We start from the raw sequence: 15,229 nt of genomic DNA, 5'->3' as shown, positions 1-15,229 counted from the left end.
GGCAATCAGAAAAATGTATGCAGCTTATCTACGGGTCTTCGAGGGCGGCCGTTACCTCCGAGCAACTAGAAAGACGTATCGCTAGCCACGACCGCTGAATTCGGCGTACAGTCCTGGTTCGTGCGCCGCCCACCAGGGCGGCGGTGATCCCCACCTATCTTTTAGGCGCTTATCGGCAACGGCGGTCAATGGTGACCGTCTGACGCCCTGGCAACGCTCTGAACCACTGTCCAGTCTGGGTCATCCCGGTCGCCTGGACTTCGCCATGCCATAACCGAACGTCCAGCCGCGTCCTCCCGGGAGACAACCCGTCCGGCAGAGGACAGGTTTCGCCTACTGCAAGACGCCGGACCCGTCACTTGGAGACTTTACGGCCGCTCGGACGGCCTGCATCCCTGTCAGGATGTTGGTGACGTGCTGAGCGAGTTCCTGACCTTGCGGGCTTCCGTCTAAATCTCCTCCGAAGATCGTCCATTGAGCGATCTGCCATGGGATCGAGGCTAGGAAATCGTCAGTGCTGCCGAACTCGGCAAACTCCGCGAAGTTGTTGTTTTCAACCATGCCTGAAACCTCCATGGGCAAGATCGAGTCGGCCGGAACACCGCTCCGCCTGGTGCCCTCTAGTATCCAGCGGCTCCAGCCGCGACGTGGACTTTTAGCTCGGTAGGTTCCTCTCTCACCGGAAAGCCCCTGCCCGCTCCCACATCGGGAGCGGAACAGAGGCTTTCATGCTTTGTCGCGCCTCGCCGGGCTAGAATCTCGGCGCAGGGGCGGGCTTCGCCGGGCCCTGCTGGGCGGCGCGCGCGGACATGAACGTTGTCGTGTCCCCGTTGAAGGTCAGCCCCATAGGCCCGGCCGACGCTTGAGGGCATGCAGCTCCAGCACGGCCGGGCTGGAGCCGATGACATTGATCCGTACACCACCGCGGTCGGCCCGCACCTGCCAGGCGACAGCCCGCACGGGTGGCTCCGGATCGATGAAAAATCCTACGCCGACGAGGAAGTTCCTGGTGCTCGCCTCACTGGTGAACTGCTTCGCCTCGCACGGCCAGCTTGCCCACGAACCCGGATAGGGATCAGCATCGGCACCCTCGCTGCCGCCGCAAAGCTTCCGCGCCACAGCGAACAGGGCCGCGTCACCAGCGGCAGTGCCCTCGGAGACACGATGTTCGCGCAGCAGCAGCGCCGCCACCAGGACGGCCGCGAGGGCTGCCATGGCAACGGATCGCTGGACCCACGGGGGCAGATCGAGGCTGCGGCGACTCATCGACTTCCCTTCGGCGATCGATGCCATGAGCGCACCACTCGCGGTGCCTCCGTCTTCCTATCGGCATCCGGATGAACGATCAAAGCGGCACCGGCCAGAATCCGGCGTACAGGCCGGCTCGTCCAGGTCGCGATCACCGGGGCGTCGTTGAGCAGGGGTCGAACGCCCCACCTTGCCGCCGTGCCGGCCATCGCGAGGCCTGAGCGTCCACCGAGGACGGTGACGTTACAACCACCGCGTGCCCCGGTCCGGGGCGCAGGCCCGGTCGATCGCCGCGCAGCGCCGCCGGCTTGCTTCGCCTCGCTTTGCGGTTGCTGATCGACGATCTGGTGGCGGGCCGGGCGAACCTCAACGACGAGATCGGAACACTGGTGTCGCAGGGGCTCGACCCGCGCGTCCGGAAGGCGATGGATGTGGTGCGCGTGGTGGGCGACAACGCGGTGCACCCAGGGCAGATCGACCTTGCCGAGCCGAGCGAGCTGGTCGGTTCGATGTTCGCTCGCCGTGTGCGAGCGCGCCGGGGCCCGGGACGTGAGCGGTCCCGAGGCGAGGCACGAGACCGCTCACGGCGTACCCGAAGCGGTTTTTCAGTAGCGGCAGCGGAGGACGACCAGGGCGTGGCGGATGACGTCGACGCGGGTGGCGGCTCGGGCGGTCTTGCGGCGGCGGGCGAGCAGCGGGTCCGCGGTGTGGGCGACGATCTCCCAGGTCTTGCCGTACTCGCGGGCCGGCAGGGTGAAGGAGACGTCCTCGTCGAGCGGGTTGAACAGCAGCAGGAACGAGTCGTCGGTGATCTCCTCGCCGAGCGCGTCGCGTTCCGGGATGCCGTGGCCGTTCAGGAACACCGTCATGGTCATGCCGCTGCGGGTGTTCCAGTCGGCCTCGGTCATCAGCTCGCCGTCGCGGCGCAGCCAGGCGATGTCCGGCAGCTTGTTCTCGTCGGAGAAGGAGCCGGTGAAGAAGCGGCGGCGGCGGAAGATCGGGTGGTCGGCGCGGAGCTTGGTGAGCAGCCTGACGAAGTGGGTGAGCACGTCCTCCTCGCGGGCGTCCTCCCAGTTCACCCAGCTCAGCTCGTTGTCCTGGCAGTAGACGTTGTTGTTGCCGCGCTGGGTGCGGCCGAGCTCGTCGCCGTGCGCGATCATCGGGACGCCCTGGCTGAGCAGCAGGGTGGCCAAGAAGTTCCGCTTCTGCCGCTCGCGCAGCACGATGATGTCCGGGTCCTCGGTGGGGCCCTCGACGCCGCAGTTCCACGAGCGGTTGTAGCTCTCGCCGTCCCGGTTGCCCTCGCCGTTGGCGTCGTTGTGCTTCTCGTTGTACGACACCAGGTCGTGCAGGGTGAACCCGTCGTGCGCGGTGACGAAGTTGATCGACGCGATCGGGCGTCGGCCGTCGTCCTGGTAGAGGTCGGAGCTGCCGGTGAACCGGGAGGCGAACTCGCCGAGGCTGGACGACTCGCCGCGCCAGAAGTCGCGCACCGAGTCGCGGTACTTGCCGTTCCACTCGGTCCAGTTCGGCGGGAAGCCGCCCACCTGGTAGCCGCCGTCACCGACGTCCCACGGCTCGGCGATCAGCTTCACCTGGGAGACCACCGGGTCCTGGTTGACCAGGTCGAAGAACGCGGCCAGCCGGTCCACCTCGTGGAACTCGCGGGCCAGCGCGGCGGCCAGGTCGAACCGGAAGCCGTCCACGTGCATCTCGGTCACCCAGTACCGCAGCGAGTCCATGATCAGCCGCAGTGACTCGTGGTGCCGGGCGTTCAGGCTGTTCCCGGTGCCGGTGGTGTCGTAGTAGTAGGTCTTGTCCTCCTCGACGAGCCGGTAGTACGCCGGGTTGTCGATGCCCCGGAACGACAGGGTCGGGCCCAGGTGGTTGCCCTCCGCGGTGTGGTTGTAGACCACGTCCAGGATGACCTCGATGCCGGCCTGGTGCAGCGCCTTGACCATCGACTTGAACTCCTGCACCTGCCCGCCGCCCCCGCCGAACGAGGAGTAGCCGTTGTGCGGGGCGAAGAAGCCGATGGTGTTGTAGCCCCAGTAGTTGGTGAGGCCGCGCTCGACCAGCCCGCTGTCGTGGACGAACTGGTGCACCGGCATCAGCTCGACGGCGGTGATCCCGAGTTTCTGGAAATACTTGATCATCTCGGGGTGGGCGAGGCCGGAGTAGGTGCCCCGGACGTCCTCGGGGATCGCCGGATGGTTGACGGTCATGGCCTTGACGTGCGCCTCGTAGATCACCGTCTCCCACATCGGGATCTTCAGCGGCCGGTCGTTGCCCCAGTCGAAGAACGGGTTGATCACCACGGAGCGGGGCGCGAACGGGGCCGAGTCGGCGTCGTTGTACGACGCCGGGTCACCGAAGTTGTACGCGAACAGCGCCTGATCCCACCGGTAGTCCCCGTCGATCGCCTTCGCGTACGGGTCCAGCAGCAGCTTGCTCGGATTGCAGCGCAGTCCCTTGCCGGGTTGGTACGGCCCGTGCACCCGGAAGCCGTACCGCTGGCCGGGCGTGACCCGGGGCAGGTAGCCGTGCCAGACCAGCGCCTCGCGTTCCGGCAGGTCGACACGGGTCTCGTTGCCCGCGTCGTCGAACAGGCACAGCTCCACCCGCTCGGCGGCCTCGGAGTAGATGGCGAAGTTGGTGCCGCCGCCGTCGTAGGTCGCCCCCAGTGGATACGGGTTCCCCGGCCAGATTTTCATGCCGCCTGCCATGCCCACATGCTCGCCGCTCGGAAACCCGGTGTCGATGTGACCCGCCGCTCAACATCGTCCGTCAAGGCCGGATATCATGTGATTTATTCGCGTTAACGACCAGCCGATCGTGATCGTGGGCTGTGGCGGCCACGGTCGGGAGATCTTCGGCGTCATCGCCGCCGTCAACGACGCGGGCGACGCGCCCGGGAAGGTCGTGGGCTTCGTCGACGACGCCCCGTCCGAGGACAACCTGCGCCTGCTCGACCTGCTCGGCACGTCCTGGCTGGGCCCGAGCGACCTGCTCCCCCGGCTCGACGCCTGCTTCGTGATCGGCATCGGCGACCCGCGGATCCGTGCCGCTGTCGCCGCCCGGCTCGACGGGGTCGCGCGGCCCGCCGCCCCGCTCGTGCATCCGGCGGCCACCGTGGGCCTGGCCAACTCCCTGGCCGAGGGCGTGGTGCTGTTCGCCGGCGCCCGGGTCACCACCAACGTCACGCTCGGCCGGCACGTGCACCTGAACCAGAACGCGACGATCGGGCACGACACGGTGCTCGGCGACTGCGTGCAGGTCAACCCGTCCGCGGCGGTCTCCGGCAGCTGCCGGATCGGCGCGGGCGCGCTGATCGGCACCAACGCCTCGGTGCTGCAGGGCCGCACGGTCGGCGCGGGCGCCACGGTCGGCGCGAACGGCTGCGTGGTCCGGGACGTGGATCCCGGCCGGATCGTCAAGGGCGTTCCCGCCCGATAGCCGCGGGTACAACTGTCGCGTGCCCCTCCGTAGCACCGGCGCCGGGGCCGCGAGCCCGCCCGCCTCGGCACTGTCCCGCTGACCACGCCCGAGCAGACCCGTTTCCGGTACGGCGGGGAGCCCCGCCCGCCGATGACGCGCGGACGGGGCTCCCCGCCGTACCGGAAATCGCTCGGCGCCGGACCGGCCGCCGGACCGTCAGGCGAAGCGGGCCGCGATCCAGTCGGCGACCAGGTCGGCGGACTGGATGACCGAGGTGTCGTGGGTGGCGCCCGCGATCGGCACGAAGGTGACCGGCTGGCTGTACGCCTGCAGCTGCGGGATCAGCAGGTCCGCGGTGACGAAGTACGGCACCGCGTCGTCGTCGGTGCCCTGCACCACGAGGATCGGGGCGCTCGGCGCGGTCTGCGCCGGGTTGTCGTACTGGGCGAACTTGGCGAGCACCGCGTCCGGCACGGTGCCGCCGACCACCAGGTCGGTAGCGGTCAGGTCCTGGTACGCGGCGAGGATCTCGTTGAGGCAGCCGGAGCTGAGCACGCCCAGCCGCGCCTTGGCCGGTGCGGCCAGGATGTTCAGCGGCTGCACCGAGGAGTCGACGGTGGCCAGGCCGAACAGGGCCATGACCAGGTAACCCTGCCCGGGGGTGCCGGGGATCAGCGGCACGATGGTGTCGGTGTTCGAGACCGGGGCGATCGACGAGGTGCCCTTGAGCACCAGGTTCCCGTCGTAGGCCGGGGCCAGCTGGCTGGCGAAGAGCGCGCCCTGGCCGCCCTGCGAGTGCCCGTCGATCGCGTACTGCGTGCTCAGCGCCGGGTCCAGGTTGCGGGCCGCCTTGACGCTGTCGATGATCGCCCGGCCCTCGCTGGCCCCGATCAGGTACGGGTGCGGCAGCACGGTGCCCAGGCCGGCGTAATCGGTCGCGGCCACCGTCCAGCCCCGGCTGAGCAGCTCGGCCACCGCGATCCGCGCCTCCTCCCAGAAGACCGCCTGGTTGGTCGAGGGCGCGCACTGGTCGGCCAGCCCGGTGGTGCCGTGCGCCCAGGCGACCACCTTGTTCTTCTTGCCGGACCTCGGGGTGAGGACCAGCCCGGTCGAGGTGATGGTGCTGCCGGTGATCGAGGTGGAGGTGTACTGGATGCGTTTTCCGGTCGCCAGCGCGGACAGCTCGGCCGGGAGGGTGGCGGGAGAGCTGGTCAGCACGATGCCTGGCGCGACAGCCGCGGCCGCGGGTTCGGCGATCGCCGGTTGGGCGGTCGCGGCGAGGACCCCGGCAGCGCTGAGGAACGCGGCCAGAATCGGGCGGACGATTGTGTTCATGGACACCCCAGTTCCGAAAAGCTCCGATGTGGATGATCGGCTGCTGATGGCTCAGCGTAATTCGGATAACAGTCGGAAGGGGACCAATCCCTGGCCAGGCATCCGAAACGATCATTCATCGGCGCACGTCACTAGGCTGATGGGCGGGCGCCATTGTAAAGATCGATTTAATCGCCTCTTCAATTGTGATTACACACCGCTCGGATACGTCTCCGGCTCGTGCGTATCGACCCGCAGGGTGTGCAGCGGCCGCAGCGCGTGCGACTCGTCGAAGAACAGGAACGCGTCGTACCGGTCGCCGAGCACCGTCGGGACGTAGTTCGACCAGCGCTCCCGCTCCGGGCGGTAGACCACCCCGATCGCCCGGTGCGGCAGCACCGTGGTGAGCAGGTCCGGCGCGTCGTCGCCGGCCGGGAAGACGAACAGCGACCGCTCCGGCGCGGTCAGGTGCAGGATCTCCTCCAGCGAGCCGGGCCGGCCGGGCGGCACCGGCATCGCCTCCATCGGGGCACCCCACTGCGGGCCGGCCACCACGCTGCCGCGATAGGAGCCCATGCCGACCAGCAGCACCTCGTCCCAGCCGAACCGGTCACGGGCCAGCTGCCCCAGGGTCACCTCGCCGTGGTCGGCCTGGTCGGTGGCGCGGGCGTCGCCGACGTGCGTGTTGTGTGCCCAGACCACCGCCTTGGCCGCCGGGCCGTAGTGGGTGAGCAACCGGTCCAGGGTCTCGTCCATGTGCCGGTCGCGGCCGTTCCAGGACTCCGGGCCGCCACGCACCATGGTCCGGTAGTAGTTCTCCGCGCCGGCCACCACCGCGGCGTTCTGCCACACCCCGAAGTCGGCGCCGCGCAGCTCGGCGAGCAGTCGGACGACCTTGTCCTCGCAGGTGGCGTTGACGAACTGGGTGGCCCAGCCGTACGCGTTCGGGTCCTCGCCGAACGGCTCGAAACAGCGGTAGGCGTCCAGCGCGACCGGGACCAGGTCCGGGTCGTGTTCGCGCAGCCAGGTGAGGATCTCGCGCATCGACTGCCACAGCGAGTAGACGTCCAGGCCGTGGAAGCCGACCCGGTCGCCCTCGGGGAGCACCGCGTTGTGCCCGTGCAGCCAGCGGGTGAAGTCGACGACCTCCTCGTTCGCCCACATCCAGGTGGGCCAGCGGTCGTACCGGATCAGTGCGGACCGCGGGTCGCCGGGCGCGCCGGGTTCGCCGCGGACCGCGGCGTCCACCCGGTCGCAGTCCGGCCAGTCGCCCTCCACGGCGACGAAGGAGAAGCCCCGCTCGGTGATCAGCCGCTGGGTGAGCGCGGACCGCCAGGCGTAGAACTCGTGCGTGCCGTGGGTGGCCTCACCGATCATGACGACCCGCGCGGAGTCCGCGCGGTCGAGCAGGATCTCCAGGTCGCCCGGGTCGTGCAGCTCCCTGGCGATCGACGCCACCTCGTCCCCGTACCGGATCACCTGCCGAGGGTTACCCGGCGCGGCTCGCCCCATACGTCTGACTTTGCCCCCCTTCCCGGGGGCCGCCGGCCTGCCATGATGAGGTGATGGAGCGCCCCACGCTTTTCGAAGCCGCCGGCGGAGCGCCGGCGATGCTCGCCCTGGCCACCGACTTCCACGCCCGCTGCCTGGCCGACCCGGTCCTGGAGCACCCGTTCTCGCACGTCGGCAACCCGGAGCACGTCCAGCGGCTGGCCGACTACTGGGGTGAGGTGCTCGGCGGCCCGCCGGTCTACTCGGAGCGGTTCGGCGGGCACCTCGCGATGCTGCGGGTGCACGCCAACCAGTGCGACGAGAACCCGTTCTCACGACGGTTCGCCGAGGTGTTCGACGAGGCGGTGGCGCACGCCCTGCCCGACGATCCGGAGCTGCGGGCGGCGCTGCACGACTACATGCACTGCGCCACCACCGAGGTCGCCACCGTCTTCCCCACCACGGCCACGGTTCCCGAGACGGCCGGGATGCCGCGCTGGTCGTGGTCGGGTTCAATGGCCCGGTGATCACCTGCGTGCTGCACTACACGATCGATCCCCGGCAGATCGACGCGTTCGAGCGCTTCGCCCGCGAGTGGATCCGCCTGGTCGGCGACCACGGCGGCATCCACCACGGCTACTTCCTGCCGGCCGAGGGGGCCAGCGACCGGGCCGAGGCGCTGTTCAGCTTCCCCAGCCTGGCCGCCTACGAGCGGTACCGTGCCCGGTTCGGCACCGACCCGGAGTTCATCGCCGCCGACCGCATCCGCGACGAGTCCGGCTGCGTCATCCGCTACGAGCGCACCTTCATGCGCCCGCTGCTGCCCTCGGACTGACGCGCCTCCGGTCGTCCGCGAGGTGCTCCCGGAGACGCGAGCCGGTCCGGGACCGGGCGCCCCCGAGGTGCACGCCGCTGTTACTTCTTCTTGAGCGAGGCCTGATCGACGACCTCGGCCGCCGGCGGCGCCTTGAGGTCGGCGAAGGTCTGGTTGAACTCGCTGAAGCTCAGGCCCTCCGGCGCCGGGCGCTCCATCTTGACCGGGTACGGCTCACCGGTGGTGGCGACGTACAGCACGGTCTTGGTGTCGGCGCTGTCGACCAGGCCGATCGCCGGCACGCCGTCGACGGTCTTGGCCTCGCCCTTGGTCACCGTGCCACCGGGCGTCAGCATCTCCTCGATGTCGGACGCGCCGAAGAAGAACGAGCCCAGGCTGGCGTCGCCGGCGGCCGGCTTGATCCACTTGTCGCCGACGGCCTGCTTCATCAGCTTCGCCGTCTTGCCCGACGAGTCGATCATCGTCCAGAACGCCTCGTCCGGCCGGACGTAACGGGTGCCGCCGACGGCGAGCATCTCCAGTTTCGCCCCGCTGAACGCGACGGTGCCCACCACGTCGGCGCCGGCCACCTTGAGGTCGATCTGGGTGACCTCGCCGTTCTCGCTCATCGCGCCCTTGACGTGGAAGGACTTCGCCGCCTTGAGCGCGGTCCTGGCCTTGTCCAGGATCGCGGCGGGCTCCGCGTCGGCGACACCGTTGCCGGCGGCCGCCGGGGCCTTGGTGTCGGTCTTGTCGCCGTTGCCGCAGCCGGCGAGCAGGGCGGCGGTGATGGTGAGCGCGGCCAGGCCGGCGCGGCGGACAGCCTTCATGACGTCTGTCACTTCCCTATTTCTGGCGGGCGTGTCACCCGGGTATGGCGCGTGACGATAGCCGCTGCGCCCGGTCCCCGCCGAACCGGAGTGACAATCGTCTCTGACCTGCGGTTCTCACCGATCAGAGATCAAGACCCCATTTGTGTACGACGATGGTCCCGGCCGTCCGGTCATGCAGCGTCCGCTGCCGGTCCCCGAAGACGAAGAGCACGTCGGCGACCGGGTAGAGCCCCAGCGTCAGCACGCCGAGCGCGCCGCCCAGCACCCACTTCACCAGCACCTCCCGCACCAGCATCCGCCCGAACCCGACCGGCCGCCCGGTCCGCACGTCGGCGACCGCGTGCCCGAGCAGCTGGCGTCCCGGCGTCTGCCCCCGGCCGAACACCCGCAACGCCCAGACCAGCCACCCGACACCGAGCGTGCCGACGAACAGCACCAGGTCGAAGAGCTGCGCCATCAGCCGTCCGAACGGACTCACCACCGGCGAGATCCGTACCCCGTCCGGGTGTGCGTAGGTCAGATCCGGCGATGAACTCGCCACGAGCGACCGCCCCCTCTCGTCCGTCCCCCGACGACGGGACGTGACGGTACTCGATTTCCGGCCCGCCGCGGGGACCGCGCCCGGGCCGGCACCGCGCTCAGCGAGCTGCCCGCCCGCCGCGACACCGGGGTGAAGCCACGATGACACCGCGCTGAAGCCGGGCCCGCGCACGCTGTCCCTCGCCACCACGGTGAGAGGGGATGACCATGACGATCGCGGTCAGCGGGCTGCGGAAGTCGTTCGGCGAGCGGACGGTGCTCGACGGGATCGGCTTCGAGGTACCGGAGGGCACGACGTTCGCGCTGCTCGGGCCGAACGGGGCGGGCAAGACCACGGCGGTGCGGATCCTGTCCACGCTGATCGGGTTCGACGGCGGGCAGGTGACCATCGGCGGGCACGACCTGCGCCGCGAGCCCGAGGCGATCCGCGCGATGATCGGGGTGACCGGGCAGTTCTCGGCCGTCGACGACCTGCTGACCGGCGCGGAGAACCTGGAGCTGATGGCCGACCTGCACCACCTGGACCGGGCCGGCCGGCAGCGGAGCGTCGCCGGGCTGCTCGACCGGTTCGACCTGGCCGAGGCGGCGGGCAAGACCGCTGCCACCTACTCCGGCGGGATGCGGCGGCGGCTGGACCTGGCGATGACGCTGATCGGGCGGCCGCGGCTGATCTTCCTGGACGAGCCGACCACCGGGCTGGACCCGCGCAGCCGCCGGATGATGTGGCAGATCGTGCGGGACCTGCTGGCGGACGGGGTCACCGTCGTCCTGACCACGCAGTACCTGGCGGAGGCGGACCACCTCGCCGACCGGGTGGCGCTGCTCGACGGCGGCCGGATCGTCGCGGCCGGCACACCCGCCGAGCTCAAGCGCCGGGTGCCGGGCGGCCACGTGCGCCTGCGCTTCGCCGACGCCGGAACGCTCGGCACCGCCGCGGCACTCTTCCCGGAGGGCGTCCCGGACGACGAGGACCTGTCGCTGCGGGTGCCCGCGGCGCGGCCCCGCGAGCTGCTGGAGCGGCTGGACCGGGCCGGGATCGAGGCGGAGGAGTTGTCGATGCGCTCGCCCGACCTGGAGGACGTGTTCCTGACGCTGACCGGGCAGCGGGCGGAGGCCGCGCGATGAGAGACGCGATGACCATGCTGCGGCGTACCGTCAGGCACACCTCCCGCAACCCCGGCGCGATCATCATGACCGTCGCCATGCCGGTCGTCCTGCTGCTGCTCTTCGTCGGCGTCCTCGGCGGCACGCTGAGCGCCGGCATGTCCGACGACGACTACATCGACTACCTGGTCGCCGGGGTCCTGCTGATGACCGTCGGGTACGGCTCGACGACCACGGCGCTCGCCGTCAACCGGGACATGACCAAGGGGATCATCAACCGGTTCCGCACCATGGCCATCTCCCGCGCCTCGGTGCTGACCGGGCACGTCCTCGGCTCCACGGTGCGCACCCTGCTCAGCGCCGTGCTGGTCGTCCTGGTCGCGCTGGCCCTGGGCTTCCGGCCGACCGGCGACCCGGCCCGCTGGCTCGCCGCGGCCGGCGTGCTGACCCTGCTCACCGTCGCGATGACCTGGCTCGGCGTGGCGGTCGGCCTGGCCGCGAAGACCGCCGAGGGCACCACCCCGTTCACCCTGATCACCCAGCTGCTGCCGTTCCTGAGCAGCGCCTTCGTGCGGCCGGAGACGATGTCCGGCACGGTCCGCTGGTTCGCCGCGCACGAGCCGTTCACGCCGATCATCGACAGCCTGCGCGGCCTGCTGCTCGGCACCGCGATCGGCGCCACCGGCCTGCTCGCGACCGGCTGGTGCCTGATCCTGGCGACCGCCGGCTACCTGTGGGCGCGCCTGCTGTTCCGGCGCGACCCCCAGTAGCGACGCGCCGGGAGAGCGGGCCGGGAGACCCCGGACAGCGACGCGGCCGACGGCTGCTCAGGAAGCGTCGAGCAGCGACAGCGCCGCCGCCCGCAACGCGCCGGCGTCCAGGCCGGCGTACTCCGCCACCGCGGCGGTGTACGCCGGCCGATCCGCGTCCCGGACCGGCTCGGCCGCGGCGGGCACCGACCGGAACGTACCGGAGAAGCCGAACCGGTCGGCGACCGCGACCAGCCGCGCGGCCTCCGCGGCGCGGCCGCCCGCCCCGGCGAACGCCGCGGTGGCCAGCAGCATGACGCCGCAGATCCGGAAAATCGCCACCGGGACGACCGGCAGCGCCGCCCGCAGCCGCCGGGCCACCTGCTCGGCGACGTCCGCGACCAGGCCGGAACACCCGTGCCGGCAGTGCACGATCACCACCACGGCGAGGATCTCGCTCGCCCACAACCCCTCGTCGCCGCGCAGCCCGGCGGCCGCCTGCCGCCACAGCCGCAGCCCGCCGGCCACGTCGCCGCGGCCCAGCCGGATCTCCGCCCGGGTGCACAGGTCGAACCGCATCGCCCCGGCCTCCTCGGTCAGCACCCCGCAACTCAGCTGGTCGAGACCCTGCTCGGCCCGGTCGAACGCGCCCCGCTGCAGGTCGGCCAGCACGATCGCCCAGCGGGCCCGCGCCGCGCTCGACCAGGCGCCCAGCTCCTCCATGATCGACAGTGCGATGTCGAGGTGCTGGAACGCCTCCTCCCCCGGCGCGGCCTGCAGGCACAGCTCGCCGATCCGGGCGTGGGCGAGTGCGCGCAGCCACGGGTCCAGGTCCGCCAGCCGGGCGAGCATCCGGCGGGCGGCGAGCAGCGCCGCCGCCGGATCGTTGGCGTGTTCGGCCCGATAGCTGCCCGCGTAGTACGCCAGCCCGGCCAGCAGCGGATCCGCGCTGTCGTAGAGCTCCCGCACGTCGCCGGCGCCGAGCACCGCCTGCGCGGCGCCGATCAGCGAGCCGGGCGCCGGCGGCGGCAGCCGGCGCAGGACGGCCAGGGCCCGCAACGGCCGCGGGCCGCGGGTGACGAAGGCGGTCATCGCGCACCAGACCGCTGTGGTCCGGGTGGCCTCGACGTACGCCGGGCCGGGCCGGAACCGGGCCAGCACCACCGGCACGTCGGCGGCCAGCGCCGCCAGCCGGGCGATGTCGGAGTCGGTCAGCCAGAGGGTCCCGAGCAGCGCCCCGGCCGCCGCCACGGTGGCCGGGTCGGACCGGTCCATCCCCAGCCGCAGGGCCAGCACCAGGTTGTCCTGCTCGGCCCGCAACTCGTCGGCGGCCTCGATCAAACCGGCCGCGTAGTCCCCGCCGTCCCGGATCGCCAGGTGCCGCGCCCAGTCCAGGAACCGCTCGGTCGCGGCCTCCGTCTCGCCGGCCTCCTCGCGCCGCGCGGTGCTGAACTCGCGCACCGTCTCCAGCATCCGGAACCGGGTGCCGGCCGGACCGTCCAGCACCTTGACCAGTGACTGGTCGACGAGCTGCGCGACCACCGCGTCGTCGGCGAGCACGTGCCGCACGGCGTCGGCGGAGAAGCCACCCGGGAAGATCGACAGGGCGCGCATGGCGGCTCGGCCGTCCGCCTCCAGCAGGTGCCAGCTCCAGTCGATCACCGCGTGCAGGGTGCGGTGCCGTTCCGGCAGGTCGCGGCCGCCGCCCTGGTGCAGGCCGAACCGGCCGGCGATCTCGGCCGGGGACATGGTCCGGATCCGGGCGGCGGCCAGCTCCACCGCCAGCGGCAGCCCGTCGAGGCGCCGGCACAGGTCGCGGACCGCCTCGGCCGGCAGCTCGGCGCCGGGCCGGGCCGCCCGGGCCCGCTGCGTGAACAGCTCCACGGTGGTCGGCAGGTCCAGCTCGGGCAGCTGATGGACCGACTCCGCCGTCAGGTCCAGCGGCGCCCGGCTGGTGGTCAGCACGGTCAGCCCACCGGCCAGCCCGATCAGCGCCCGCACCAGCGCGGCCACCCCGTCGATCACCTGCTCGCAGTTGTCCAGCACGAGCAGGGCCGGCCCGGGTTCGAGCGCGGCGGCGATCCCGGCGGCCCCGGCCGTCCCGCCGAGGCCGAGGGCGGTGGCGACCGCGCCGGCCACCTCGGCGTCCCGGGTCACCCCGGCCAGCTCGACCAGGTAGACCAGCCGGTGCGCGGCGCGCCGGGCGACCGCCTGGGCCAGCCGGGTCTTGCCCAGACCACCGGCACCGACCACCGAGACCACCCGCCGGGTGCGCAGCAGCCCGGCGACGGCGGCGACGTCCGCGTCCCGGCCGAGCAGCTCGTTCGGCTCGTACCGCAGGCCCTGCCGGACCACCGGCGCGTCGCTGAGCAGCAGTTCCCGGTGAACGGCCCGCAGCGCAGCGCCCGGCTCCGCCCCCAGCTCCTCGCGGAGCCCCCGACGATAGGCGTCATACCGCGCCAGCGCCGCCGCCGGTCCCTGCGCCGCTGCCTCGCACCGCAGCAGTTCCACCAGCACTTCCTCGTCCCGCGGCCGCTCCGCGAGCACCTCCTCGAGTGCTCCGGCGGCGGGCCGGCCCAGCCGCGCCAGGGCGAGTGCCCGCGCCCTGGCCAGCTCCCGCCGGGTCGCCGCCCGCGCCGCCCGCAGCCGCGCCAGCGGCCCGTCCCCCGGCCCGCCCGACGGCCCGGCCCGTCCGGACGGCGCCGGCCCCGCCTCGGCCCCCGCGAACAGCTCGAGCCCGGCCTCGGCCTCGGCGAGCGCGGCGGCATGCTCCCCGTCGCCGGCATGCCGGGCACAGGCCGCCGCCCGGAGCAGCACCGCCGACGCGTCCACCCGCTCCGGGCTCAGGGCGAGCCGATATCCGGCCGGGGTGCTCCTGACCAGATCCGCACCCAGCCGGGCCCGCGCCCGGGCGACCAGCGTCTGCAACGCCTTCGCGGGATGCGCCGGCCGCTCCCCCGGCCACAACGCGGCGATCAGCCGAGCCGAGTCGCACCCCGCCGGCTCGCCGGCCAGCAGCGCGAGCAGATCACCCAGCCGGGACCCGCCGATCTCCACCCCGCGATGACGCACCCGCGTCAGCAGCGTCAGTTCCACGTCCATCGACGACGACGCTAGCGCTCCGCGCGAACCGGACGCAGCCCCGGCCGCCGGCGCACGGCCCGCTCGCCCCGCGGTCCGCCGATCTCCGGTACGCCCACCGCCCACCCGTGGCGGCCGCCGCTTGCCGGCGTACCGGGCATCGCCCGCGGACCCGGACCTATCCGCCCGCGGTCTCCAGCAGCGCCAGCGTCGCGGACAGCTGCGAGTGCCGCGGGCTGGGCAGGTCGTCCGGAGCGCACCAGGTCAGCTCGTCGAACTTGTGCGGCTCGCCGATCCGGACGGCGGCCGGATCGACCCGCACCGCGAAGACCACCGCCACCCAGTGCGACGGCGGATCCTCGCGCAGCACGTTGCGCACCCCGAGCTGAGTGATCTCCAGCGGCCGGGCGACGTACTCCTCCACGACCTCGCGGGTCACCGCCGCCTCGAAGGTCTCGCCGAACTCCAGCGCGCCCGCACCACAGTCCCAGGTCCCCGGCTCGTCCCGGGCTTGCCCGGAACGCTTGGCCAGCAGGATCCGGCCGGCACCGTCGTGGCAGACGAAGACACAGGACACCGATGGTTTCACCGGGACATCCTGTCAAACGCGGCGGCGC

The 15,229-nt window shown here is 71.8% G+C and carries 14 protein-coding genes and 1 pseudogene; 6 read left to right on the top strand and 9 right to left on the bottom strand.

Features of this window, described 5'->3' with window-relative positions; translation table 11 throughout:
* Positions 1-333: 333 nt before the first annotated feature.
* Together Actob_RS14365 and Actob_RS14360 are read right to left on the bottom strand one after the other, a co-directional pair.
* Positions 334-561 (bottom strand): hypothetical protein, encoded by a 228-nt coding sequence (locus Actob_RS14365; protein WP_284920666.1) that lies wholly within the window; start codon positions 559-561, stop codon positions 334-336.
* Between the two features lie 276 nt (positions 562-837).
* Entirely contained in the window at positions 838-1,293 is a 456-nt protein-coding gene (locus Actob_RS14360; protein ID WP_284920665.1) for a hypothetical protein, read from the bottom strand.
* Positions 1,294-1,595: 302 nt separating this feature from the next.
* Here Actob_RS14360 and Actob_RS44005 point away from each other — a divergent pair.
* A pseudogene (locus tag Actob_RS44005) lies at positions 1,596-1,673 on the top strand (hypothetical protein); the annotation flags it as partial.
* Positions 1,674-1,853: 180 nt separating this feature from the next.
* Here Actob_RS44005 and glgX read toward each other — a convergent pair.
* A complete protein-coding gene (gene glgX, locus Actob_RS14355; protein WP_284922321.1) occupies positions 1,854-3,962 on the bottom strand; it encodes a glycogen debranching protein GlgX in 2,109 nt (702 codons plus the stop codon).
* Positions 3,963-4,083: 121 nt separating this feature from the next.
* Here glgX and Actob_RS14350 point away from each other — a divergent pair, with 121 nt between their 5' ends.
* Complete coding sequence (locus Actob_RS14350; RefSeq protein ID WP_284920664.1) at positions 4,084-4,704, top strand: acetyltransferase; 621 nt, start codon at positions 4,084-4,086, stop codon at positions 4,702-4,704.
* A 198-nt stretch (positions 4,705-4,902) separates the two neighbouring features.
* Here Actob_RS14350 and Actob_RS14345 read toward each other — a convergent pair whose 3' ends face one another.
* Both Actob_RS14345 and Actob_RS14340 read right to left on the bottom strand, forming a co-directional pair.
* Positions 4,903-6,021, bottom strand: a complete 1,119-nt coding sequence (locus tag Actob_RS14345) for a lipase family protein (RefSeq protein ID WP_284920663.1) — start codon at positions 6,019-6,021, stop codon at positions 4,903-4,905.
* Between the two features lie 189 nt (positions 6,022-6,210).
* Positions 6,211-7,479 (bottom strand): erythromycin esterase family protein, encoded by a 1,269-nt coding sequence (locus Actob_RS14340; protein ID WP_407653642.1) that lies wholly within the window; start codon positions 7,477-7,479, stop codon positions 6,211-6,213.
* 86 nt (positions 7,480-7,565) lie between these two features.
* Here Actob_RS14340 and Actob_RS14335 point away from each other — a divergent pair, with 86 nt between their 5' ends.
* Positions 7,566-8,018 (top strand): group II truncated hemoglobin, encoded by a 453-nt coding sequence (locus Actob_RS14335; RefSeq protein ID WP_284920662.1) that lies wholly within the window; start codon positions 7,566-7,568, stop codon positions 8,016-8,018.
* Positions 8,015-8,326, top strand: a complete 312-nt coding sequence (locus tag Actob_RS14330; RefSeq protein WP_284920661.1) for an NIPSNAP family protein — start codon at positions 8,015-8,017, stop codon at positions 8,324-8,326. The genes Actob_RS14335 and Actob_RS14330 overlap by 4 nt, the downstream gene beginning before the upstream one ends.
* An 80-nt stretch (positions 8,327-8,406) precedes the next feature.
* Here the strand turns inward: Actob_RS14330 and Actob_RS14325 are convergent, their stop codons facing one another.
* Together Actob_RS14325 and Actob_RS14320 are read right to left on the bottom strand one after the other, a co-directional pair.
* Entirely contained in the window at positions 8,407-9,147 is a 741-nt protein-coding gene (locus Actob_RS14325; RefSeq protein ID WP_284920660.1) for a hypothetical protein, read from the bottom strand.
* A gap of 112 nt (positions 9,148-9,259) precedes the next feature.
* Positions 9,260-9,679 carry an RDD family protein gene (locus Actob_RS14320; RefSeq protein WP_284920659.1) on the bottom strand — a complete coding sequence of 140 codons (420 nt, stop codon included), beginning with the start codon at positions 9,677-9,679 and terminating at the stop codon, positions 9,260-9,262.
* Between the two features lie 200 nt (positions 9,680-9,879).
* Here Actob_RS14320 and Actob_RS14315 point away from each other — a divergent pair, with 200 nt between their 5' ends.
* Together Actob_RS14315 and Actob_RS14310 are read left to right on the top strand one after the other, a co-directional pair.
* Positions 9,880-10,803 carry an ATP-binding cassette domain-containing protein gene (locus Actob_RS14315; protein ID WP_284920658.1) on the top strand — a complete coding sequence of 308 codons (924 nt, stop codon included), beginning with the start codon at positions 9,880-9,882 and terminating at the stop codon, positions 10,801-10,803.
* On the top strand, positions 10,800-11,552 hold the full coding sequence (locus Actob_RS14310) for an ABC transporter permease (RefSeq protein WP_284920657.1): 753 nt from the start codon (positions 10,800-10,802) through the stop codon (positions 11,550-11,552). Before Actob_RS14315 ends, Actob_RS14310 begins: the two co-directional genes overlap by 4 nt.
* A gap of 57 nt (positions 11,553-11,609) precedes the next feature.
* Here the strand turns inward: Actob_RS14310 and Actob_RS14305 are convergent, their stop codons facing one another.
* Positions 11,610-14,633 carry an ATP-binding protein gene (locus tag Actob_RS14305; RefSeq protein ID WP_284920656.1) on the bottom strand — a complete coding sequence of 1,008 codons (3,024 nt, stop codon included), beginning with the start codon at positions 14,631-14,633 and terminating at the stop codon, positions 11,610-11,612.
* A 157-nt stretch (positions 14,634-14,790) separates the two neighbouring features.
* Positions 14,791-15,201, bottom strand: a complete 411-nt coding sequence (locus Actob_RS14300; protein WP_284920655.1) for an NUDIX domain-containing protein — start codon at positions 15,199-15,201, stop codon at positions 14,791-14,793.
* Positions 15,202-15,229 lie beyond the last annotated feature (28 nt).

This window comes from Actinoplanes oblitus (assembly GCF_030252345.1).
GTDB lineage: Bacteria > Actinomycetota > Actinomycetes > Mycobacteriales > Micromonosporaceae > Actinoplanes > Actinoplanes oblitus.
Note: the sequence above shows the minus strand (reverse complement) of the source record. Positions and strands in the feature narration are given on the sequence as shown.

What these genes read in the sequence shown, in the direction of transcription:
- Actob_RS14365 (WP_284920666.1), bottom strand. Translation starts at nt 561, where the DNA reads ATGGTTGAAAACAACAACTTCGCGGAGTTTGCCGAGTTCGGCAGCACT.
- Actob_RS14360 (WP_284920665.1), bottom strand. Translation starts at nt 1,293, where the DNA reads ATGGCATCGATCGCCGAAGGGAAGTCGATGAGTCGCCGCAGCCTCGAT.
- glgX (WP_284922321.1), bottom strand. Translation starts at nt 3,962, where the DNA reads ATGAAAATCTGGCCGGGGAACCCGTATCCACTGGGGGCGACCTACGAC.
- Actob_RS14345 (WP_284920663.1), bottom strand. Translation starts at nt 6,021, where the DNA reads ATGAACACAATCGTCCGCCCGATTCTGGCCGCGTTCCTCAGCGCTGCC.
- Actob_RS14335 (WP_284920662.1), top strand. Translation starts at nt 7,566, where the DNA reads ATGGAGCGCCCCACGCTTTTCGAAGCCGCCGGCGGAGCGCCGGCGATG.
- Actob_RS14315 (WP_284920658.1), top strand. Translation starts at nt 9,880, where the DNA reads ATGACCATGACGATCGCGGTCAGCGGGCTGCGGAAGTCGTTCGGCGAG.
- Actob_RS14310 (WP_284920657.1), top strand. Translation starts at nt 10,800, where the DNA reads ATGAGAGACGCGATGACCATGCTGCGGCGTACCGTCAGGCACACCTCC.
- Actob_RS14305 (WP_284920656.1), bottom strand. Translation starts at nt 14,633, where the DNA reads ATGGACGTGGAACTGACGCTGCTGACGCGGGTGCGTCATCGCGGGGTG.